A 23,037-nucleotide genomic window follows, 5' to 3' on the forward strand; every position below is an offset into this window, starting at 1 on the left:
CCTTCTCAGAACTGGTAATTGCGCAGGCGGCGCTGAATGCCGAAGAGGTAAATGCACACGCCGATCAGAATGATGCCGAACATGGCCGAGGCAATCGCGGACCCCATATGCGGATCGCCCAGTTGCAACTGAAAACCAAAGAAGGTGCGATACATGAACGTCCCCAGAATATCCGTGGAGAAATCCGGCCCCGCAAGCGCGCCCTGTGCCGCATAAATCAGATCAAAGGCGTTGAAATTCGCCACGAAAGTCAGAACCGAAATGATCCCGATAGAGGGCAGGATCAACGGCAGTTTGATCTTCCAGAACGCGGACATGCCCGTGATGCCGTCGCATTCGCCTGCCTCCAGAATTTCATCAGGAATGGACAGCAGGGCCGCATAGATCAGCATCATGGGAATGCCCACATATTGCCAGACCGACACAAGGCTCAGCGTGGTCAGGGCGTATTCCTCTTTGCCGAGCCACGGCTGGTAAAGGAACTTCAGGCCAATCGCATCCAGCATACCCGGCGCGATGCCCCAGATCGGGGAGAGGATCAGCTTCCACGCGAAACCAACAATGACAAAAGACAGGATCGTGGGAATAAAGATCGCGGATCGGTAAAACGCCGAAAACCGCAGACGCGGGGATGACAACAACGCCGCCAAGGCCACGCCAATCGGGTTCTGCACCAGCATGTGGATCAGAAAGAACCACGCATTATTGCCCAAGGCATTCCAGAATTGCTCAGACCAGATCGCATCCCCGAACAGCGTTTGAAAGTTCTGCAGGCCCACCCATATCCGCTGCTGATCAACCTCAGAATAAAGCGCCAGACGCAGAGTGTTGAACAACGGGTAGATCATGACTGCGGTATAAACCAGCACTGCAGGCGCGAGGAAAACAGCGATATGCCATCTGGTTTTCGGCTTTGAGGGCGCGGGCATGCGGCATCTCCTTGACGGCATCAGGGCGGACAAACCACAGGGCGACATTCCATCGCCCCGTGGTGCTTTGGACAGGCGCTACTGCTGTGGTGCGTACCACTTGGCCAACCCGCCCTGCAGACGTTGGCCGGCATCTTCGGGGCTTTCGTCACCCTTGATGACCGCAACGGACGCGTTCCATGTCTCGTTCTCAAGGTTGGGCGTGCCACGGGACAAGATTTGATACGTTGAGCGGATGGAGCTTTCGCATTTCCCCCGCCAGGAGATGAATTCCTGCGCCAGCGGATCCTCAAGCGTTACATCGGCCTTGGACAGCGGGAAAAACCCCGGCAGTGAATTGGCAAAGATATTCGAAAACTCTGACGACGCTACCCAGGTCAGAAACGTCATGGCTGCTTCGGGGTTTTCGGTCGCCGCATTCATGCCTATGCCAATATCCGTATGATCCGAGATATAGCAGGTGTCGCCCGCATTCTGGACCGGCGGGTTGAACGCGCCCATCTCGAAATCAGCCAGTGCATTAAAGCCCGAGATTTCCCAGCTGCCGGCGGGATAGATGGCAGCGCGCCCCAGCGTGAAGATGTTCTGACTGTCAGGATATGTCTGTGCCTCAAACCCATCGCCCAGATAGCCCCCCCATTTCGCCAACTGCCGGAACGGCGCAACCCAACCCTCATCCGTCAGCTTTTGATCGCCGGCGATGAGCGCGGTGCGCCCCTCCTCGCCTTTCCAGTAGTTCGGGCCGATGTTGTTATACCCCATCGTGGCCGCTTCCCACTGGTCGTTCGTGCCCATGGCCATGGGAATGTAATTTCCGTCTTCCTTGAATGCCTCCAGCACGGCAAAGAACTGGTCTTCGGTCTGCGGCACCGCCACACCAACTTCTTCGAAGGCGTCTTTGTTATAGATAAATCCGTGGATCACCGAGGCCATGGGCACGCAATAGGTCGCGCTGCCATCATCCGTGGACCAGCCCGATTTTGCCACATCGGAGAAGTTTGACATCCCTTCCAAATCGCTCAGATCGGCAAGGCGGCCAGCCTCGAACAGGGCGAGCGACGCGTCAAACGGACGACATGTGATGATATCCCCCGCCGATCCTGCATCCAGCTTTGAGTTGAGCACAGCGTTGTATTCCGCCGGGGCTGATGGTGTGAACCGAACCTTGATATCGGGATACTGCGCTTCGAATGCCGGGATGATCTTGTCCTGCCAGATCGCAAGGTCATCATTGCGCCAGCTTTCGATCGTCAATTCCGCCTGCTGTGCCGTTGCTGCTGACGCGCCCAAAAGCGTAGTGGCGAACAGCAAGCCTGTGAGTGTATTTTTGTGCATTGGTGTCTCCCTTTGGATTGTATTCAGGTGTTACTTTTGTTTTTAAGTCGGCATCTTGCAAGCATGCGCGCAGGTGACCGCAGCGTCGGCTCAAAAGGCCCCGGAGGCGCGGCGCGCGACGTGATCCGCGCAGCATACTGACGCAGCTTGGTGTGGACGCTCTTGAGATCACCCATCGAGATACCGGTCTGCGTGGGCATTATATTCAACACCGCTTTCCGGACTGCGCCACAGGCCGATCCAACTGTCCTCTGCAAAACCCAAGTCGCGCTATTCAGCAAGCGTATGACCGAACACGCATCAAGCTTGACGGGCCGACCCTTCGACGCAGAGTTGTCTTGGTGCGGTACGTGTGAATGCAAGATCGATTCCTTAGGTTTTCAATCACAGTAGTCAAACAATACCTATTGTCTACCAATTATTCAAAAACTGCCTTTTTGCACCGCATAGCTTCATATTCAACTATTTGGTATTTTATTGGCTGTTATTTCTGGAAATAGGTATGTTATAGGTATCTTATGAAAGCAGCGTCTGAATTCCTTCTGGTTGGCATTGATGGCGGCGGGACCGGCTGTCGGGTTGCGATTTCCGACGCGACTGGCCAGCGCATTGGCGGCGCATCCGGCGGGTCGGCAAATTTTGCGACCGACCCAGACGCCACGATCAAGAACATCCTTGCCGCCGTGCGGATGGCGGGGTCTGATGCAGGTCTTGCCGGCGACTGGCCGGAAAAATGCGTCGCACATGTGGGCCTTGCGGGCATTATGGAACCCTCGGATGCGGATGTGATCGCGACCGCCTTGCCCTTCACCCAGATCACCGTGACAGACGACCGGGCAACTTCGGTGGCAGGTGCGCTTGGCACCGAGGACGGGGTCTTGATGGCGGTTGGAACAGGAACGATCGTAGCGGCGCAATTCCGGGGTTCCATCAGATATTTTGGAGGCTGGGGGATGGCCCTCGCGGATCAGGCGTCGGGCGGATGGCTGGGGCACCGCGCCTTACGGCAGGCCATTCTGGCGCAGGATGGCCTATTGGATCATTCCCCGATGACACAAACGCTGCTCGACCGTTTTGAAGGCGATTTAAACCAAGTCGTCCAGTTTACAAAAACCGCCGAACCCGGCGATTACGCATCTTTTGCGCCGATGATTATTGATGCCGCGCGCATCAAGGATCAAAACGCGCTGACGCTGATGCAGCGGGGTGCGGCCTATCTGGACGCTTGTATTCAAGCAGCGGGCCTTAAGAATACGACTGTTCTATGTCTTTCTGGTGGGGTTGGGCCCCATTACGCACCCTATCTTGATCAATCCCATCAAAACCGACTGCAAGCCCCCAAGGGCTCGGCTCTAGATGGTGCCCTGCTTCTGGCGCGCCAAAAACCAATTCGGATGGAGGGATCGTCGTGAGTGTTGCGGCGTTCCTCAAGCCAGAAGACTGGTTCCGTCCGGATGGAGGGCCGCGATACGTCCAGCTGCGCCAACGGCTGAGCGAGGGCGTATCAACCGGCCTGCTGCTGCCTGGCAACCCCTTGCCGCCGGAACGCGAAATCGCGGCTATCACGGACCTCTCACGCGTCACAGTGCGCAAGGCCATTCAGTCATTGGCCGAGGCTGGCGTGATCGTGCAAAAACAGGGATCCGGGTCGTTCATCGCCTCAAAGCCTGAGCAGATTGAACAAAAACTATCGAGGCTGACGTCGTTTTCGGAAGACATGGCGCGGCGGGGTAAGGTCTCAACATCCCGTTGGCTGGAACGCGGGCTTTTCATGCCCTCCCCGGATGAGATGACCTCTCTGGGTTTGACATCAGAAGAACAGGTCGCTCGGATCACACGACTGCGCCTCGCCGATGGGGAACCGATTGCGATTGAGCGCGCATCCCTGCCCACGGATATTTTGCCCAACCCACTGGTAGTGGATACCTCCCTTTACGAAACGCTGGAACGCGATGGCCACCGGCCGGTCAGAGCGTTGCAGAAAATTTCAGCCATAAACCTCGCTGAGCGTGATGCCCACCTGCTCGCAATATCACCACGTGATGCCGGTCTGCGTATTGAGCGCACCTCATACCTGAGCAGCGGGCGTGTCGCGGAATTCACCCAGTCCACATATCGGGGGGATGCATACAACTTTATTGCTGAACTCCGGTTATCAAGGGAATAAGCATGAGTTCTCAAACCCATATGCGCCGCGAAATCCTTGAAATCCCGAATACCGTTGAAACCTTGCTGACAAAGGGTGCACCCGCGATCAGTTCCGCAGCGCAAGCGTTGCAAACCGCACATCCCGCATTCCTGATGTCAGTCGCGCGTGGATCGTCTGATCACGCGGCGACGTATTTCAAATACGCCACTGAACTAGTTTCAGGCATTCCGGTGGCCTCTGTCGGTCCGTCGGTTGTGTCCATCTATGACCGCAGCCTGCACCTGTCGCGTGGCGCATGTCTTGCGATTTCGCAATCGGGGAAAAGCCCGGACATCGTCCGTATGGCTGAAATGGCCAAGAAGCAAGGCGCGCTTTCCATCGGTCTGACCAACCATGTGGACAGCGATCTGGCCAAGGTCAGCACCCATGTGCTGGATGTGCACGCAGGTGTTGAACAGAGCGTGGCAGCCACCAAGACATTCGTCACCTCTGCCGTGTCCGCCGTCTGGCTGTTGGCTGAGTGGCAGCAAGACCACGCGCTGTTGCGTGCCATGCATGACTTGCCGGATGTGCTGAACAAGGCGGCGCAAATGGATTGGTCCGCTTTGGAATCCGAACTCGTATCCTCCCAATCGCTCTTTTGCCTGGGCCGCGGGCCTGCATTGGCAATATCGAATGAGGCCGCGCTGAAATTCAAGGAAACCTGCCAATTGCACGCCGAATCCTACTCCTCCGCCGAAGTGCTGCACGGCCCTGTTTCCGTCGTCGACTGCGGCTTTCCGGTGATTGCGCTGGCAGCAGGAGATCAGGCGGAACCATCGCTGGTGGATGTTGTCGACCAGCTTGCCGCGAAAGGGGCCAAAGCCTTCGTCACCTCTGACAAAACCTCACGCGCCCACAGCCTGCCCTGCGCGCGCACATCGCACCCGTTACTTGATCCGATCTCTTTGATCGTTTCATTCTACGCGATGGTCGAACAGGTCGCCCGAGCGCGCGGGATCAACCCCGACATGCCGCGGCACCTGAAGAAAGTAACGGAAACACTGTGATGAAACGCGCATATGCAGGGGCAGAGATATTTGATGGCAGCACACTCCGGTCTGACAGTGCGCTGCTCTTGGATGGGGGCGTCTATCACGGTATCGTCCCGACGCGCGACATCCCCAACGACTACGAGATTGAGACCTTGCCGGGTGGAACGATCCTGCCGGGGTTTGTTGATCTGCAGGTCAATGGCGGGGGTGGTATACTGTTTAACGACGACCCGTCAGTGGAAGGCCTGCGCACAATCGCGCAAGCGCATGCAACCACAGGAACGCGTGCTCTGCTGCCAACGCTGATTACTGATACGCCAGATTGCACTAAGGCCGCTGTCGACGCCGTTGAGGCCGCAATGCGCCACAAGGTGCCGGGGATCATTGGCATTCACCTCGAAGGACCGCACCTGAGCCTGGCCAAAAAGGGCGCGCATGACCCTGCACTGATCCGCCCGATGACCGACGCGGATGAAGCGTTTTTGCAGGATGCAGCACGACGTGTGCCAAACATCATGCTCACTGTCGCCCCGGAAAACGTGACAAACGCCCAAATCACGCGCCTGTCCAACGCGGGCATCATCGTCTCGCTGGGTCATACTGATTGCAGCATGGCGGATGCGCAGGCGGCTTTTCAGGCAGGCGCGCGTTGCGTCACGCATTTGTTTAACGCGATGAGCCAATTGGGCAGTCGCGCGCCGGGCCTTGTTGGGGCTGCTTTGGATACAGGCGGCATTCATGCAGGCTTGATTGCGGATGATATCCATGTGCACCGGGCAAGCATACGTGTCGCTTTGAGTGCAAAGCACGCGGATGGCTCTGTTTTTCTAGTGAGTGATGCCATGCCCACGGCCGGGTCCGACATAACAGAGTTTCGCCTGAACGGACGGCGCGTGCTGCGCCAAAACGGTCGCCTGATACTGGAGGACGGGACACTCGCCGGGGCCGATCTGACGTTCCCGCGCGCACTTGACGTTTTGATCAATACCGTGGGTTGCGACAAAGCCTTCGCCCTGTCGATGGTAACGGGTTACCCCGCGCGTCTGCTGCGGCATCCCGGTACGGTGGGCGGGTTTACATCGGGTGGCCAAGCGCGGGCGATTTATCTGGATGATCATTTGCAATACGTCAGGGGGTTTTAACCGGCTTGTGTTGCGGCCCGTGCGTTACACGCGCCCTCCCCCATGGGCTTGCTGCAGACCAACCCGTATTCGAGCATGTGCCGCCGGTTGATAGACGGATGTTGCAGACGCACCAACGCGATGCGCGCTCCCGTCAGGTGTGGCCATTTACAGCCGCAACCTTATCGACGCCGCAAGACCTGCCATGCGCGTAGCTTCAAGACCACATAGCCCGTTGCGAGGATCACCAAGGCGCATAGTGCCGTTTTAGAGATGACCTCCATTGTGCCCTCGATCAACAGCGCATGAACAACGCTGCCAATCACAATGATCAAGGCAAAAGACGTGTGAATGACGCGCCAGAACCGTGGGCGCAGCCGTATCCTATGGCGCAGCACCGCAAGTAACGCCGAGGCGAACAGAACCCACATCGCGATCACACCCCAGACCGAGAACGGCGTGGGAGAGACGAACATAAGAGCATCGACAACATCCGGGGGGCTTGTAATCCAAAGCGCTGCCACATGGATGATCACGGCGGCAATCAAACACACACCAACCCAACGATGTACGCGTCTGCCCTTGATAACCGGCAGCCCCGGCAACACCCCCCCTGCCAACAGCGGCTGCATGAGCAAAAGGCATAAGGCGATGACGCCAGCCAACCCGGCGGCAATGTAAATGGGGTCGCGCCATGCCAGCAGGGGGCTGGCGGCTGCCGCAGCTACAGTCACGATCACGGCAAAGGCCAAAGTGGCCCATATTAAGAACGAGCGCATCAACGCTCCGCCCGTTTCAACAGGTGATCAGGCCGGTTGCAGAACAAAATCCGCGCTCAATGTGGTGTCTTTTGCACTGCGCATGATGGGTCTGAGGAACACCGTTTGAAACTCTTCGCTGTCATAGGCCAGATGCGCATGTGGTTGACCAAATGCAGGCACGATCTGCGGCATCTCGAGGCGAAATTCTCCGTTGGCGTTGGTCAGGGTTGCGCCATGGCTGTGCGGATCACGCTCATGCCCTTCGGTCGTATGTGCCCAGATCTGGATACGCTGACCCGCGAGCGGCGCGCCATCACCGGCCCGGCGCACCGTGCCCGTCATCCAGAAACCGCCACTGCCGATCCGCTCCACAATTGGCGCCCCCGGCAGGTAATTATTCGCCCCGCCGCGCATGGTGGCTGTCGGTGCCAATCCGCTGGCCCTCGCGGGACCGATAAGACCGGAAAAACTCGTCGCGGCGACAGCGGCGCTGGCGGTGGCGGTGAAAAGTGAACGGCGGGTCAGCAGTCTGCGGGTCATTCCGGGTTCTCCTGTATGGGCAAAGTGAAACCATTCTGGGTCGGTTAATGTCTAAGTTAGCACGCAATCAGCGAATTCCGATTCACCCACCGCATTACAGGCATAACATGAAATCACAGCTTCGTGATCGCGCGAGGAACGCGCTGTCGGACCAAGCCTGCTGCGCTGGTTTTTCCGGTTCTTGACGAAAAAACCTCTTCTTTGGATGCCTCAAGCCCCTCTTATGTTTCTCACACCAAGCATTTCTGATACGCCAAAAGGCGAAGCGGCCCGGTGAAAGTACCCTGGCAACCACCTTCATTGCGCTATGGCAATTGAACGATCCCACGCAGATGGCCAAGTTTGGGCGACACCCTGCGCCACCCCCGTTTTTTTCAGCCCTCGCGGAAAGCGCGCGTGAAATAGTCGGTCAAAGGTTTGGCCAGATAGTTGAGCGGCGAACGCTCCGCCGTTTTGATGAAGGCTTCAACAGGCATGCCGGGCAACAGCACCTGCCCGCCAAGTTTCTCTGCCTCACCATCCATCGGGACCAGCTTGACCTCGTAATAGGACATGCCGGTGACTTCATCGGTGAACACATCCGCTGACATTCGAACCACATGCCCGATAATTTCAGGTGTCATGCGCTGGTCGAAGGCTGCAAAACGCAAGGTGGCTTCCTGACCGACATGCACCTGATCAATGTGAATGGGGTCAACCCGTGCCGCGACGACCATGGGCTGGTCTTGCGGGATAATGTACATGATCGGTTCAGCCGGTGAGACAACCGACCGCAAAGCAAATATGCGCGATCCGTAGATGACGCCGCTGACCGGGGCCCGTAGCTCCATCCGCGATAAGGTATCCGTGGTGCTCAGGCGGCGCTGGACAAGCTCGACCTCCTGAAACTGTAAGTCGCGCAGGGTCGAAATAGCTTCTTCTCGCAACCGCGACGTCAGCGAAATCCGTTCAATGCTGAGCGATGCAATCTCACCGCGCAGCTGAGCGATACTGGACGTCACACTGCCAATTTCACCCAACAGCCGCGCCTGCTCGCGTTGCAGCGAAGAGACACGTGAAGCCGGGGCAAGTCCTTTTTCAAACAGCGTCTGGCTGTCGGTCAATTCAGCTTCAATCAGGCCGCGTTGGGTTTCAAGCGCTGCAAGCTGTGCGGTCGCCCCTTCGATCTGGTTCTCCGCCTGCGCGATCTGCTCCAGTATCTGTTCTGAACTTTGCTGCAAGGAAGTCGCCCGCGCCTCGAACAGCTGTGCTTGCCCGTCAATCAACGCCTGAACGGCGTCATCCTCTGCGGCCAGTTCGGCCAGTTCTTCCGTAAGCGGCAACGCATCCAGACCATCACGCTCTGCTTTCAATCTTGCTTTGCGCGCGAGGATCTCAAAAAGCTGCCCCTCGACAATCGCAAGTTCCGAGCGCAACTGGGTGTCATCAAAGCGCAGGACGGTATCCCCGGCGTTCACAAAATCGCCATCTTTCACGGGCAACGCACCAACCACACCCCCCTGTGGGTGTTGCAAAACCTGCCGGTTGGATTCCACCTCGATATTGCCCGAGGCAATGACAGCCCCTGCAATGCGCGCCTGAACACTCCAGACGCCGATCACCCCGACCAATATCAAAAGCGCGGTTATCCCAACCATCAGCGGGCCGGTTGCTTTCCATGCGCGTGGTTGCTGCGATTGTCCGTTCATGATGATGTCGCCTGTGCCAGTGATTTCTTGATGTTCTCGACATTGCTGACCATGGATTTCAGCACCTCGTCGCGAGGGCCATCCGCCTTGATCCGACCACCGTCAATCACCAGCAGCCGGTCACATTCCGACAACGCGCTTGGCCGGTGCGTCATGATTACAACGGCGCGGTTGGCGGCCTTGAATTCGCGTACCGCCAAATTCAGCGCGACCGATCCATCATTGTCCAACGCCGAATTCGGCTCGTCCAGTATCAGCAGGACAGGGTCACCATAAAAGGCACGCGCCAAGGCAATGCGCTGTCGCTGACCGCCAGAAAGCTGTCCATCATCCCCCTGCACAATTGTTTTATATCCATCGGGCAGCGACAAAATCATATCATGCGCATTAGCGCGTTTTGCCGCTTCAACCACTTTTGTATCATCAGGGTTGATCGCCATTCGTGCAATGTTTTCAGCAATGGTCCCAGAGAAAAGCACCACGTTCTGCGGCAGGTATCCGATGTAGGACCCCAGGGCATCCGGATCGTATTGATCCAAGGTGGCGCCGCCAAAGCGCACCTCGCCCGCCGCCACCCGGGTCAGGCCCAGCAACGTCTTGGCAAGGGTTGATTTGCCCGACCCGCTCTTGCCGATAACGCCAAGAGCTTCGCCCTCACCGATATAGAAAGAGATACCGCTGAGCGTCGGGAACTTTGCGCCCTGAGCGATAACAGAAACGCCCGCAAATGACACATTCGCATGCGGCGTCGGCAGTGTATGCGTTTCAGGCAACACAGGGGTTTTGTCCAGCAATTCGCCTAGCGACGACCAGGCGCCGCGCGCGCGCTGTACCGTGCTCCACTGTCCCAGCGCTTGTTGCACCGGGGCCAGAGCGCGTCCCATCATGATCGACCCGGCAATCATCGCCCCCGCAGTCACTTCCGCCTGTAGTACCAGATAGGCCCCGAGCGCCAGCATGGCGGATTGCAAAAACAGAGTGAATGATTTGGACATGGATGTGAACACACCCGTCCAGTCGTTGGATTTGACGGATGTGTCGGTCGCTTCTTCGCTCAGGCCCTGCCAACGGGCCGTGACAGCCGCGCTCATGCCTTGTGCACGCACGACTTCGGCAGCGCGGCGCGCCTGTTCGGCAAAGCCATGTGCGCGGTGCGAGACGTTTTGCGCCTCAAGTGTCTTGGTATTTGTCAGCCAGTTGTTGAGCAGCGTGATGATGACCAAAAGCACACTGCCACTAAGTGCCAGCCAGCCCAACATCGGATGAAAGATGAAAATTGCGCCAAGGAAAAGGGGCGTCCACGGCACGTCGAAAAGCGCAAGGATAACCGGAGAGGCGAAAAACGTGCGGACGGTTTCCAGATCCCTGAGCCCGCTTGCCGGGACCGAGCGTTCGCTTGGCAACACCGCGCGCCGCAGCACCGCCTCAAACACCCGGTTTTCGAGTATCGACTGAAACCGAGCGCCAAATCGTGCAAGCACACGACCGCGCGCATAATCCAGCAGCATCATCAAACCGTAAAGCGCACCAACCAGCACAAAAAGGGCCACCAGCGTCTCTTCGGATCGCGACCCGAGAACACGATCATAGACCTGAAGCATGAACAAAGGCCCGGTCAGCATCAGCAGGTTTACGAATACACTGAACAGAAACACCGCCCATAGCAGCCAAGACCCCGCACGGCGGGCGCGCCGCAATTCTTCAATGCCTGTTTCTCTTTTGGCCACGATACCAATCCCACCTTTTTAAATGCCAGCTGTCACGGCCCTTAATACATATCTTTAATACTACACATCTTAAATTTGTATACATAAAGGCGCCCATTGCCAGTGTCAGAACCGGTCACCTCATCAAAGTCGTCAGCTTTGCCCACCGCGCTCCTAATATAAGCGCTTTTGAGCCCGTCCGCGTCAAGTGGCAGGAGCCGAAAGAACGCAAATAGGAAACGGTCGGCTGCGCAGACCGTCAAACCGACACTTCTCAGCGAAGTCAGTTCTGTGCTGACAGCTGATATCCCGGTGCGGTGACAGATCGCACGGTTGTGATCGGGGCCGTCCCAATCCATGTGGTGCGTTCAATCACAAGCAAGGCCTCGCCCGCCGCAACGGACAGATGTTCTGCGTTTTCACCTTGGGCATTGATGGCAAAAAACCGAACATCAAGCTTGCTATACGGTTTGTTGCGCACAAGCCATTCGTTGGCACTGTTGCAAGCCAGATCAACCTCAAGAATGTCGGGTGTTGTGGTGGTATCAATCCAACGGTCCTCAAAGATATACGGCCTGTTATCCGACAGATGCAGGGCCTTGACGTGCAAAACCTCCGCCGGGTGGGGTGTCCCGAACCGGGCCATGACAGAGCCCGGCGTCGGCTCAACTGCACTGCTGATCAGTTGATAGGCGTATTTGCTGCCGCGCTGCTCAACTTCGCGTCGGGTGATCGGAATGTCAAAGGTCGCGCGCGTCACCGGATCGGTCCTGACATGCGTGCCGCCCTTGCGCTTACGCTCTACCAGACCGATCCGCGACAATTCCTGCATCGCGCGATGCACGGTCGTTCGTGCGCACCCCAACCCCAAAGCGAGGTCGTTGTCGCGTGGCAGCTTGTCTCCGGGTGCGTATGTTCGATCGAGAATACGCGCCTGTATCTCGTCCCGTACATCCGTCCATGAAAGGCGTGATTGCCCAGTCAAATGGCTGCCTCCAGCTGCCGTGTCGCGTGTTTGCTTTTGTCAACTATCGCGTCAGGCTCGAAAATGCGACCCTCTTTAGCTGCCGCTCACCCTGCCCTCCCGGATGCCGCGAATACGAGCGCACCCTCACCATCAATGCAGGTGTTTCGCACAAATTACTGGCAGGCGCGGACGCCCGCACTGAAACGACGTTGACATTTTTATGTAGCTACATATTAACTTAAAGGCAGGAAAAAACAAGGACCATACATGCCTGACGCCCACGTCCTAACAGACATATGGATCGCTGAATTGGCGCTTACTGCACGCAGATTACCCGCGTTCAGGGCGCAATCTGCGTCATGACCAGATGGCCCTGCCGTGTCGCCAGCTGTGCCATGCTCAGCGCAGAAAATCATCAGGACATCGCAATCAATCCGTTAACAAAACGAATATAAACCAATCAGGAGACAAAATATGGACAGACGTAATTTTTTGAAAACGGGAGCCGTTGGCGTTGCCGCGTCCACACTCGCCGCGCCCGCCATCGCGCAGGATGTGATGCAGTGGAAAATGGTCACCGCATGGCCCAAAAACCTGCCCGGCCCCGGCGTTGCCGCGCAAATGCTGTCGGACCGGATCACAACCCTTTCCGGCGGTCGGATTGAAGTCAAACTGTTTGCGGCGGGCGAGTTGGTGCCCGGGCGCGGCGTGTTTGATGCCGTGTCCGAGGGCACCGCTGAGCTTTATCACGCTGTCCCCGCCTATTGGGGGTCAAAATCCAAGGGCATCCTGCTTTTTGGCTCGCAACCCTTTGGCCTGCGCGCCGATGAGCAGTTCGGCTGGATGCAGCATGGCGGGGGACAGGCCCTTTATGATGAAATGTACGGGCGTTTCGGGATCAAACCATTCCTGTGCGGCAACTCCGGCCCTCAATGGGCGGGCTGGTTCAAGAACGAAATCAACTCGGTCGAAGACCTCAAAGGGTTGAAATTCCGCACCACCGGGATTGCTTCGCAGATGGCGGCGAAAATGGGCATGGCCGCCGAAGCCATGAGCGGCCCCGCAATGTTCCAGGCGCTGCAAACCGGCGCGCTGGATGCCGGCGAATTTATCGGACCGTGGACGGATTCCGCATTGGGCTATTATCAGGTCGCCAAGAACTATTACTGGCCCGGTGTTGGGGAACCCTCCTCTGCCGAGGAATGCGGTGTCAATGCCGATGCTTTCGCCGCTTTGCCTGACGATCTGAAGGAAGTCGTGACGCAGGCTTGCACAGGGCTCTATAACCCCGTGTGGACCGAATACACGACCAAACATGCGCAAGCCCTCAAAACGCTGGTGTCCGAGCATGGCGTTAACGTGCGCAAACTGCCCGATGACGTGATCGCGGCCATGGGCAGCGCCGCCGGTGAAATCATGGAAGAATACCGCGCGGATGACGATGAACTGGTGCGTCGTATCACCGAAAGCTTTATCGCGTATCGCGATCTGGTGGGCGGTTACATGACCTATGCGGACAACGGGCAAATGAACGCCCGCGCCGGTGTACTCGGCTATTGAGACGCCACGGGCGCGCGGCCCTGTGCTGCGCGCCCATGCTGCGTTAACGAGGGGGGAGTAGCGTGCTGGCATTTGCAGACGCGGTTGATCGGCTGAACCAAAGGGTCGCGAATGTAGTCCGTTGGCTGGCCCTGACGATGGTGCTGGTACAGTTTTGTATCGTCATTGGCCGCTATGTATTCGGCTATAACTCCATCGCGGCACAGGAAAGCGTGCTCTACATGCATGCGACACTTTTCATGTTGGGCGCAGGCTACACGCTGCTGGTCGACAAGCACGTGCGCGTTGACGTCTTTTACGCCAAGCTCACCGAACGTAATCGCCGCAGGATCGATATTTTCGGGCATCTGTTTTTGCTGCTGCCCTCCATGACAGTGCTGCTCTATTGGTCATGGCCTTCGGTGCGCAATTCCTGGAAAATTCTTGAAGGTCCGATGTCCGTCGGCGGGATCGAAGCCGTCTTTCTGCTCAAATCGCTGATCCCGGCGTTTTGCTGTCTCATCATCCTGCAATCGCTGTCCCTTTTGATCCGTCTGCTTGTGCAAGGTGCGAAATCGTGACCGAATACCTGGACCTGATCATGTTTGCGGCCCTCATGGTCGCGATCCTTTCAGGCTTTCCGGTCTCGTTTAGCATCGCAGGCGTGGCTGTGGTTTTTGCCTATCTCGGTTGGATGATGGGGATCATGAATGTTTCCCTTCTGGGGGCTTTGGGGCAACGCGCGTTTGGGCTGATCAGCAATCAGGTGCTGATTGCCATCCCCGTTTTCGTGTTCATGGGCGCGGTGCTGGAAAAGAGCAAAATCGCCGAAGAGCTGCTCGACACCATGGCGCGCTGCTTTGGGCAGTTGCGGGGTGGCTTGGGCATATCCGTGGTTCTGGTGGGCGCGCTGCTGGCGGCCTCGACGGGCATAGTGGGCGCGACGGTGATCGCGATGGGGCTGATCGCGCTGCCCACGATGTTGCGCGCAGGCTATAACCCGGCGGTCGCCTCGGGTATTGTCTGCACGGCGGGCACTCTGGGGCAGATCATCCCCCCCTCAACTCTGCTCATCATCCTCGCTGACGTGATGTCAAACGCCTTCCAGCAAGCCCAATACGAACAGGGCAAATTCTCGGTCGAGGCGCTCTCGGTGGGGCAGTTTTTTGCCGCAGCCCTTATACCGGGCCTTCTTTTGGTGACGCTTTACCTGCTCTATATCCTCATTCGCGGCGCGCTCAGACCCGCCGATATGCCCCCTGCGGAACTCGGTCTGGGCCGCCCGGACAGCCGTGAGGTTCTGGCGGCGATCCTGCCACCCGTCCTGCTGATCTTTGCGGTGCTGGGGGCCATCCTTGGCGGCATTGCCACCCCGACCGAGGCCGCCTCCGTCGGCGCGATCGGGGCCCTTTTGATGGCCGGGCGCAGAACCAGCAGTCACACGCGGTTGATCCTTTTGGGCGTCGGTGCCTTGATTGCGCTGGCCATTCTCGCGGGGTCATTTCCCATTCGCCTTCAGCGCAACGACAATGGCATGCTGGAATGGGTTGCCGGCGCTGTTTACGCATTACTTGCGCTGACAGGGCTTGGGGCGGTCGGATTGGCGCTGCGGGCCGCGTTCCGCAAAAGGATCATTCATGACGCGCTGAACTCGACCCTGACCATGACGGCGATGATCTTTGCAACCATCCTTGCGGCGGGTTTCTTTTCGCTGGTTTTCATCGGCCTGGGCGGAGAGGAACGTGTCGAGCACATCTTGGGAAGCCTGCCGGGTGGCCCCAGTGGCACGCTTCTGTTTGTCATGCTATTTGTTTTTGTTCTGGGCTTTTTCCTCGATTTTGTAGAAATCTCCGTGATCGTGCTGCCGTTGGTGGTCCCGTCCCTGATCATGATGGGCCATGATCCCATATGGCTCGGCATCCTTTTGGCCATCAACCTGCAAACCAGCTTTTTGACGCCGCCATTCGGGTTTTCACTGTTTTATCTGCGCGCAGCAGCCCCTGACGAGATTGCAACAAGCCAGATATATCGTGGCGTGGTGCCTTTCATCGGCTTGCAAGCGGTCGGCATTTTTCTCGTTTGGAGCATGCCGTCCCTTGCCACATGGCTGCCCGGCGCCTTGTTTTAGCGGCCTTGTCTTTCTGCCAGTGCACAACAGCATAGACAGCGATCCGACAACACGTGTTCCGTCATTATGAAGCGTTCTGCCGCTTGCGTGCTGCATCGCTTTCTAAACGGGTGTTCAAATGGTTCTCGCCGTTCTACGATCAGCCCCAATGCAAATTGAGGAGCAAGATGTGGCAGTTTCAACAATAGAAGAAGACCTTACCATCAAAGGCAACATCTCGTCGAAGGGCGGGAACGTCGATGTAAAAGGCAAGGTGATTGGGGATGTCACGGCAGAGGCTGTGCTTGTTCATGGAACCGGCTCACTCGACGGGGCGCTCGCAGCAAAGAAGATCGCCATTCAGGGCAAACACAAAGGCACCTTGAAATGCGACGACCTGACATTTGCCTCCACCGCGCAAGTCGAGGCGGACGTGAGCGCGCGAACGATGACAACCGAAAGCGGCGCAAAGATTCTCGGCAAGGTTCAAATAACGGGGCAGTAACGACTGAGCGTGCTTTGAACACCGAGAGCATGCAAAAACCAAGCGTGAACAGCGCACCCTAACGGCAGGTGCGCTGCAACATCAGGCATCCAAGGCATCGTCGTCCCCCCTTCCCGCAGGCCTGCCGAGGTTCGGACGAGGTCCTGATCGCACAGCCTTCGACAGGTCCGTGGGCTTGGACCCTCGCGCAGCGTCTATCTCTTTGAAAGTCAGTTCAATCGTTATTCGATTGAGCTGAGGTACACAGCTTCTATGCTGTCTCAAATCACATAAAGGGGCACTCATGACACTTTCCACAGTTGCCAAGGCACGCGAACTCGCGCCAGTTTTCGCAGCGCGCGCCCCGAAATGGGACGTCGAACGCACCTATTGCTGGGACAACATCACGGATCTTGTCGATGCGCAGATTATGGGGATGACCATTCCCAAGGAACTGGGCGGTCTAGGTGCCAGCTACCTTGATGTCATCCATGTCGTCGAAGAAGTGGCAAAAGCATGTACGCTCACAGCGCGGGTCGTGGTGGAAGCCAATATGGGTGGTATCAGCGCCGTCATGGCCTATGGCACGGATGCGCAGAAAAGCTTCTGCGCGCCCATTGTTCTGGCCGGAGACAAGCCCGCGATCTGCATCACGGAGCCCGATGCGGGCAGTGCCGCAACCGAGATGCGCACCACAGCCCGACGGCGTGGCGATACCTATGTGATCAATGGCACAAAGCACTGGATTACCGGGGGCGGAGTGTCAAAACTCTACCTGATATTTGCCCGGGTTCTGGACGAAGACGGATCAGACCTCGGGATTACTGGTTTTATCGTCCACTCAGACCCGTCGGCAGGCATACTTCCGAAGGGTTTTACCGTTGTCGGCCGTGAAAAAACCATGGGCCTGTGCGGTATGCCCGAAGCAGAACTCAGATTTGAAAACCTCGTGGTTGGTGCAGACATGGCACTGATCCCGCCATCGGGGTTCAAGCGCGGGTTTGCAGAATTAATGAATGCCTATAACTCTCAGCGCGTTGGTGCGGGCATGATCGCAATGGGCGTGGCAGCTGGCGCGTTGGAACATGCAAAAAGGTATCTGTTGGAGCGCAAGCAATTCGGACGACCTTTGGCGGAATTTCAGGGACTGCAGTGGATGGTTGCGGACATGGATACCCAACTTCATGCGGCGCGACTGATGTTACATGAGGCTGCAAAGTCGCGCGGGCCGGATGGCAGTCAATTTCCTGATATGACGATGGCTGCGCGCGCCAAACTGTTTGCATCAGAGATGGCTATCAAAGTTGTGAGCGACTCTTTGCAGATGTTCGGCGCGCGCGGGTATGGGGACCGCGAACCGCTTGAACGCATGTACCGCGATGTCCGGATGTTCACCATTGGCGGTGGCACGGCGCAAGTTCTGCGCACTCAGATCGCAGGGTCCGTGCTGGGCATCAAAACACCACAAACACGTGACACCTGATCAACACTTATGGGTTTACGCAAACCTCAGTGCATATAGAGCCGAGATCCCCATGTTTGATGCCATCGGCCTCGGCCAAGCACAGGATCATGTTTTAACTGCGCGCGCGTGGCACCTGGTCGCCACCGAGTGAAGGGTCAGGATTTGATGTGTTTTCCGCAGACACGGGACATGACACTCGGACCTAGCCTGCCGCAGTTGTCGCAAGTTCAATTGCGCGGGAGAGCGCTTCATCTACGAAATGCGTTGGCCGGTTGGCGGTACAGACTTGTCTGCGGCCCGGTCCAACCTCGAAAACGCATGGCACATAGGTTCCATCCGCAACTGCCGAGGCGCAGGGAACCCACCTTCCTCCGGGGCCTTCAACAGCTTTTCCAATCTGCACGTTTACGGCGCCCGGCGGCGGACTGGTTACAAGAACGGACGTGTCAAAAAGCTCAGCAAGGCTCATTACGTCTCCTTTCAAGGATCGACTGTGAGCCTGATAAATCACGGGTGGGTCTGTCAAGAATATGGCCGCATCTGCCTCATTGCCTCCGCTCTGCCGCATTTGCATTGCATGAGGTGCAAAAACAGAAAGGTCAGATGGCGCAGTTTGCTAGGGTCACTTCGGATACCCAAAGAAAATGACTTTAAAACAGTAAGCTATGCGATTAGCGAGAGGCTTGCCAAAATAATGTCAATTTTAGATGTGTTCCTCAATATGGTCACTTTTTGTTTTGAATTTCCATCGCCAGAATAATGAAATCACCCTTGCGAGGGGTTAAAGGCCCTGATTATCTGACTGGTTTCAAGCCAAATGACAGTCAACCCGCTCCGGCGATACCGCGGACGACGCTGCTCTTGATATCCGACTGTTCAGGAGACCAAAACTGCCCCCCTGATTCAAGGAGCCTGTTGCGCAGGTCATCTTCACACATCGGCTTGCCGAAATAGAATCCTTGCAGGTAATCGCAGCCCATCTCGCTGACGAGACGCGCATGTTCTTCGGTTTCGACACCTTCAGCAACCACCCGCATACCAAGGCTTTTACCGATACCCACGATAGATGCGACGAGCGGCCTTGTGCTTGCTTCCTCGACAATCGGCTGGATAAAGTTACGGTCAATCTTCAGGATCGAAGGTCTGATTTTCAGCAGCCCCGACACCGAAGCATGCCCAGTCCCGAAATCATCAAGGGCAATCGTTACCCCCAACTCGTCCAACTCGTCGATGGTCCAGCGGACCACATCACCCATCCGATCCAGATAAACTGATTCAAGAATTTCGATCGTCAGTCTTTGAGGACTGATGCCCGAGCTTTTAATGTCGTGGATGAAAGTTGGATCCGCCAAACGCGCCGCAGAAACATTCACAGCAACGCGTGGAAGATCTACGCCCGCCTCGTCAAAGCGAGACAGCGCCCCGTGCACACTGGCAAAGATGATTTCATCAATTTGCTTGAGGATCCCCATGTTTGCGGCAGTATCCAGAAACGCCGCCGGCGCCAGAATACCCTGCGTTGGATGCGCCCACCTGACCAGCATTTCCGCGCATGCAATTCTGCCGGTCTGTGCATCAATCAAGGGCTGAAAATACGGGACGAACTCACATCTTTCGCACGCCAGCAAGAGGTCCGATGCCAGTTTTTTGGTAGCAATGGACTTGGCGTGCATCTCTTCGGTAAAGAAAGACCACCGTCCCTTTCCTTGCGATTTCGCGTGATAAAGCGCTTCGTCGGCGTCTGCGACAACCTGCTCGGCATGTTCCATGTACTTGTTGGCAATTGCCACGCCAACACTTGCACTGCAGGCAGTCGACTTACCGTCACATGCAAAAGGCGCCTGCATCGTTCCGACGATTTCATCGGCCAGACTGCTGATGTTGAGCGCGCTCTGCGCCAGTGGCCTCAGTATGATAAACTCATCCCCGCCAAGACGCGCGACAAGGTCGGATTCACCAGTCAAATCGCGCAGCATATCCGCCACGGAAACCAGCAACCGGTCGCCCGCTTCATGGCCAAGCGTGTCATTCACAAACTTGAACCGGTCAAGATCAATGTAGATTACGGCAAATTCCGTGCCATGCTTCTTGAGGTTCTCAATCCAAGTCTTTAGCTCAATCTCAAAATGGCGTCGGTTTGAAAGGCCCGTCAAAGCGTCTTCGTTTGCGTCTTTGGCCACAGACTTTGCAAGTTGGAGCAGACGCGTGTTTTCTTTCTCCAGACGTTGAACCTGCTCAAGCGCTTTCTCATAGCCCTCCTGATCCGATAACGCAGGGCCGTTTATCGCATGCCTCGCCGCATCTGCTTGCTCTTCCTCCAGTTCGACGATCGAGCACAGCCACCAGCGGTTTCCCGTCTCTGGGTCAGACAGGTGTACCCAACTCATGCGTTGCCAGTAGACCTCACCATTTTTGCGGTTGTTGCGCGACTTGGTCGAGAAGTTTTCCCATTTCATCAATTTTTCGATAATGAAAAGGTGAACGCCCTGCCCCATATCAGGACCGATTAATATGGTCCCACGTTTGCCCAGAGCCTCTGACGCCGTGTAACCGGAAATCGTTGTGAAGGCTTTGTTACTCCACTGAATCTCCATAACTGCGCCGTCATCATTCGACGCCAAAGCAAGTGCGAGCCCTTCGGTGCACTTGTCATTAATTTGGTTGAATATCTGAGCAGGTATCATGTGTAGAACCCTAAACGTTGCTGCCTTTGTGCCATCCAGACGATTAAGAACGGTTAAGTCAAAACCCAGCGCCAAACCTTTTTTAATGAAAACTAGAATGATTTAGGCGCTGTTACGCACGACCGACAGGCAATCAGAAGTGCGTCTGAAAAACGCAAAATATCACGAAATTAAGATGTAGCTCACACAACATTAACCAATTGGTGTGAACGTGCGCTTCAGACATAAATCAGAGGGCCGCCTGCATGTTAATGTCACCGAGTAGACTTTTTGAACTGACAAGGAGCTTGTCTAACACGCTCATTGATCTTGAGCAGGCTGGAATACGCGTTGAAATTGGCGATGACTTTGCCAAATACCGTGCGTATCGAAGCCAACAAGCCGATCGCAGCCCACTTTATCCGATGTTCGATGTAACCCGTTCCTATGTCGACCATACCAACGGGTTCTGGGTTTGCGGTTTCAACGCAGGTGGCGAGTTGGTACACACACAGGCCGTGCGCCTGCTTGATCTGTCGGGCATTTCTCTTTCAACCCACCTGGACAAGCACCGGCACAAGTATATCACACCCGATAGCACCCCCGATCCGGACCTAACCTTTTACTCAGGCCCCGAAGCGCTACACACGATTACGGGCCAGGTTTGCTATCAAGGTGACTTTTGGCTGCGCGCCCGTGGCCTTGGAGGACCGCGGAGCCAGGGCACAACTTCACTGCTGTCGCGCGTCCTTCTTGAGGTCATGATAGCGGCTTGGAACCCGTCATTCGTTTTTGCTCTCGTGCCAAAACAACTGGCTGCAAAGGGAGCCCACCTACGTTACGGCTATAACCATTGTGATCCCGGTCGATGGCTCGGCCCGGACCAACAGGTCACCGAAGAAGACTACCTTATCTGGATGGGCGCCAGTGACATGGCCAATATGGTCAGGCGCGCGCCACAAAATCTGCAACGCGCGACGGGCGCTTCAACGGTTGCTCTGGCTGACGAAAAGAGCAATTCAGCCGCAAAAGCAAGTGTCTGACCAGCGAGATGAGTAAATGACATCTCACACACCACAGATCGATAAAGCTGACGCAGTGGCTGTATCCCGGCGCGGACTGATTATCGGACCGATCGCGGCAAACGTCGCTTTCGTCATGGAACTCACATTGGTTCCGCTGCTGTTGCCAGCGATCCAATTGCAACTCGGTTTATCGATTGGTGATCTGGCGTGGATCTTCAATTCATATGGAATTGCAGTTGCAATTGGCGTTCTTTTGAGTGGGTGGTGCGGCGACGCCTTTGACACGAGGAAGGTCTTTGGTTACGGGGTCGCCCTCTTTGCAGCTGGCTCACTCTTGGTTGCCACCTCCAAAAGCTTCGAAATGCTCATTGCCGGACGCGCAATACAAGGCCTCGGCGCCGGTATCTTTTCACCACTGTTGCCCTTGCTCCTGACCCGCGCCTCACCCCTGAAACCAGGAAGGATGCTGATCGTGTGGGGCAGTATCGCGGGCTATGTTTCCGCCTTCGCACCACTTTTTTACGGCAGTTTCTTCAGCAAGTTCGGCTGGAACATCGGGTTCATCTTCATTGCACTATTGGCGATCGTTGCATTGATATTACTCAACGGATTGCGCGACACCAATGAGCGCGCAGAAACCCCCGTCTTGCCCAAAGACTATTCTCAACTCTTTCGAGCTCGCCATCTCTGGGTTACTTTTATCTATGTGTTTTGCACCTATGGATCCATCACCTATTACCTGTTCCGGCTCCCGGTCTGGCTGTCGGACAATGAAGTCAGGACAGCCAGTGTAGGTTTTGCATTGACAGTTATGTGGCTGACGTTTTCCGCTTTGAGTACTTTGTTGCGAAACATGGTGGACGGCCCGCAAATCCGGACAATTATGTTTGCCTCGCCGCTCCTCATCGTCGTTGGGTTTTTTCTCTCATATGACAACGAAAATCTGTTTCTCATCGTATTGTCATGTGTGCTCGTCGGCGCCGGGTTGGCGTGCAGTAACGCGCCGTCTACGCAATTAATCCTGAGATTTGCACCAAAAGGGTTGAGCGCGGCCTCAACCAGTCTGGACATCACTTTCGCACGGCTCGGCGGAATCGCGATGGTCGCACTGCTCGCCGAGGCGGGGTTTCCATATGCGTCCTCTGCTACGGCTGTGTCGTGTTTCGCCGCCGCCGCCTGCGCCCTTATGGCCAGTAAGGGGCTTGGCTTGTCAGCCAGTCATGTTCCCAACCCAACGCCCTGATCCGAAGGTCGGCTTCTGCACGAATGACAAAATCATCCAATTATTTGATGCACGCCACAATTTGCCAAGAACCCGAACGCACAGCGCGCGCGAGAATTAATACTGTACCGTTCGGCCATACTGGGCCATTTGCGACAGAAATGTGCGACAAAAACCAGAGCGCATTTACTGCAAGCAACTTCAAAGAACAGCGCTTAACTTGCGCTGAAAATTACCAACATACGTCCGTCTGAACTTTTTTCCTGCCATTTGAGTCCTGCGTACCGCGTGTCGCGCAGGGT

20 protein-coding genes are annotated in these 23,037 nt (G+C 56.3%); 11 read left to right on the forward strand and 9 right to left on the reverse strand.

Annotated elements, in window-relative coordinates:
* Positions 1-5: 5 nt before the first annotated feature.
* The gene (locus RLO149_RS14525; protein ID WP_013962855.1) at positions 6-929 is read right to left on the reverse strand and encodes a carbohydrate ABC transporter permease; all 924 of its coding nucleotides are present in this window, start codon (positions 927-929) and stop codon (positions 6-8) included.
* Positions 930-1,007: 78 nt separating this feature from the next.
* Positions 1,008-2,264: an ABC transporter substrate-binding protein gene (locus RLO149_RS14530; protein ID WP_013962856.1), complete on the reverse strand. Its 1,257-nt coding sequence runs from the start codon at positions 2,262-2,264 to the stop codon at positions 1,008-1,010.
* A 518-nt stretch (positions 2,265-2,782) separates the two neighbouring features.
* Here RLO149_RS14530 and RLO149_RS14535 point away from each other — a divergent pair.
* From RLO149_RS14535 to nagA, 4 genes are read left to right on the forward strand one after another with little or no spacing between them, the layout of a single operon-like run.
* Complete coding sequence (locus RLO149_RS14535; protein WP_013962857.1) at positions 2,783-3,676, forward strand: glucosamine kinase nucleotide-binding domain-containing protein; 894 nt, start codon at positions 2,783-2,785, stop codon at positions 3,674-3,676.
* Positions 3,673-4,431: a GntR family transcriptional regulator gene (locus RLO149_RS14540; protein WP_013962858.1), complete on the forward strand. Its 759-nt coding sequence runs from the start codon at positions 3,673-3,675 to the stop codon at positions 4,429-4,431. The genes RLO149_RS14535 and RLO149_RS14540 overlap by 4 nt, the downstream gene beginning before the upstream one ends.
* A gap of 2 nt (positions 4,432-4,433) precedes the next feature.
* Positions 4,434-5,462 (forward strand): SIS domain-containing protein, encoded by a 1,029-nt coding sequence (locus tag RLO149_RS14545; RefSeq protein WP_013962859.1) that lies wholly within the window; start codon positions 4,434-4,436, stop codon positions 5,460-5,462.
* Entirely contained in the window at positions 5,462-6,589 is a 1,128-nt protein-coding gene (gene nagA, locus RLO149_RS14550; protein ID WP_013962860.1) for an N-acetylglucosamine-6-phosphate deacetylase, read from the forward strand. Before RLO149_RS14545 ends, nagA begins: the two co-directional genes overlap by 1 nt.
* A 161-nt stretch (positions 6,590-6,750) precedes the next feature.
* Here nagA and RLO149_RS14555 read toward each other — a convergent pair whose 3' ends face one another.
* The 5 genes from RLO149_RS14555 to RLO149_RS14580 all read right to left on the reverse strand — a co-directional run bounded on the left by RLO149_RS14555 (position 6,751) and on the right by RLO149_RS14580 (position 12,248).
* Positions 6,751-7,347, reverse strand: coding sequence for a ferric reductase-like transmembrane domain-containing protein (locus RLO149_RS14555; protein ID WP_013962861.1), 597 nt, complete (start codon positions 7,345-7,347; stop codon positions 6,751-6,753).
* Positions 7,348-7,374: 27 nt separating this feature from the next.
* Positions 7,375-7,869, reverse strand: a complete 495-nt coding sequence (locus tag RLO149_RS14560; RefSeq protein WP_013962862.1) for a peptidase associated/transthyretin-like domain-containing protein — start codon at positions 7,867-7,869, stop codon at positions 7,375-7,377.
* Positions 7,870-8,243: 374 nt separating this feature from the next.
* Positions 8,244-9,557 (reverse strand): HlyD family type I secretion periplasmic adaptor subunit, encoded by a 1,314-nt coding sequence (locus tag RLO149_RS14565; protein WP_013962863.1) that lies wholly within the window; start codon positions 9,555-9,557, stop codon positions 8,244-8,246.
* Complete coding sequence (locus RLO149_RS14570) at positions 9,554-11,284, reverse strand: type I secretion system permease/ATPase (protein WP_013962864.1); 1,731 nt, start codon at positions 11,282-11,284, stop codon at positions 9,554-9,556. Before RLO149_RS14570 ends, RLO149_RS14565 begins: the two co-directional genes overlap by 4 nt.
* A gap of 262 nt (positions 11,285-11,546) precedes the next feature.
* Entirely contained in the window at positions 11,547-12,248 is a 702-nt protein-coding gene (locus tag RLO149_RS14580; protein ID WP_013962866.1) for a histidine utilization transcriptional repressor HutC, read from the reverse strand.
* A gap of 456 nt (positions 12,249-12,704) precedes the next feature.
* Between RLO149_RS14580 and RLO149_RS14585 the strand changes: the two genes are divergently transcribed.
* From RLO149_RS14585 to acdA, 5 genes are all read left to right on the forward strand, one after another.
* Positions 12,705-13,790 (forward strand): TRAP transporter substrate-binding protein, encoded by a 1,086-nt coding sequence (locus tag RLO149_RS14585; protein WP_013962868.1) that lies wholly within the window; start codon positions 12,705-12,707, stop codon positions 13,788-13,790.
* A gap of 62 nt (positions 13,791-13,852) precedes the next feature.
* Positions 13,853-14,350, forward strand: coding sequence for a TRAP transporter small permease subunit (locus RLO149_RS14590; protein ID WP_013962869.1), 498 nt, complete (start codon positions 13,853-13,855; stop codon positions 14,348-14,350).
* The gene (locus RLO149_RS14595; protein WP_013962870.1) at positions 14,347-15,897 is read left to right on the forward strand and encodes a TRAP transporter large permease; all 1,551 of its coding nucleotides are present in this window, start codon (positions 14,347-14,349) and stop codon (positions 15,895-15,897) included. Before RLO149_RS14590 ends, RLO149_RS14595 begins: the two co-directional genes overlap by 4 nt.
* A gap of 169 nt (positions 15,898-16,066) precedes the next feature.
* On the forward strand, positions 16,067-16,381 hold the full coding sequence (locus RLO149_RS14600; protein ID WP_013962871.1) for a bactofilin family protein: 315 nt from the start codon (positions 16,067-16,069) through the stop codon (positions 16,379-16,381).
* 283 nt (positions 16,382-16,664) lie between these two features.
* Positions 16,665-17,843, forward strand: a complete 1,179-nt coding sequence (acdA, locus tag RLO149_RS14605) for a 3-sulfinopropanoyl-CoA desulfinase (RefSeq protein WP_013962872.1) — start codon at positions 16,665-16,667, stop codon at positions 17,841-17,843.
* A 184-nt stretch (positions 17,844-18,027) separates the two neighbouring features.
* Here the strand turns inward: acdA and RLO149_RS14610 are convergent, their stop codons facing one another.
* Both RLO149_RS14610 and RLO149_RS14615 read right to left on the reverse strand, forming a co-directional pair.
* Positions 18,028-18,294: a hypothetical protein gene (locus tag RLO149_RS14610; protein WP_044025366.1), complete on the reverse strand. Its 267-nt coding sequence runs from the start codon at positions 18,292-18,294 to the stop codon at positions 18,028-18,030.
* A gap of 355 nt (positions 18,295-18,649) precedes the next feature.
* Complete coding sequence (locus RLO149_RS14615) at positions 18,650-20,509, reverse strand: putative bifunctional diguanylate cyclase/phosphodiesterase (protein WP_013962874.1); 1,860 nt, start codon at positions 20,507-20,509, stop codon at positions 18,650-18,652.
* A gap of 245 nt (positions 20,510-20,754) precedes the next feature.
* Here RLO149_RS14615 and RLO149_RS14620 point away from each other — a divergent pair, with 245 nt between their 5' ends.
* Positions 20,755-21,531, forward strand: coding sequence for a hypothetical protein (locus RLO149_RS14620; protein ID WP_425357851.1), 777 nt, complete (start codon positions 20,755-20,757; stop codon positions 21,529-21,531).
* Between the two features lie 16 nt (positions 21,532-21,547).
* Complete coding sequence (locus RLO149_RS14625) at positions 21,548-22,756, forward strand: MFS transporter (RefSeq protein ID WP_013962876.1); 1,209 nt, start codon at positions 21,548-21,550, stop codon at positions 22,754-22,756.
* Positions 22,757-23,037: the final 281 nt, after the last annotated feature.

It is taken from the genome of Roseobacter litoralis Och 149 (assembly GCF_000154785.2).
In the GTDB taxonomy this organism is placed as follows: domain Bacteria; phylum Pseudomonadota; class Alphaproteobacteria; order Rhodobacterales; family Rhodobacteraceae; genus Roseobacter; species Roseobacter litoralis.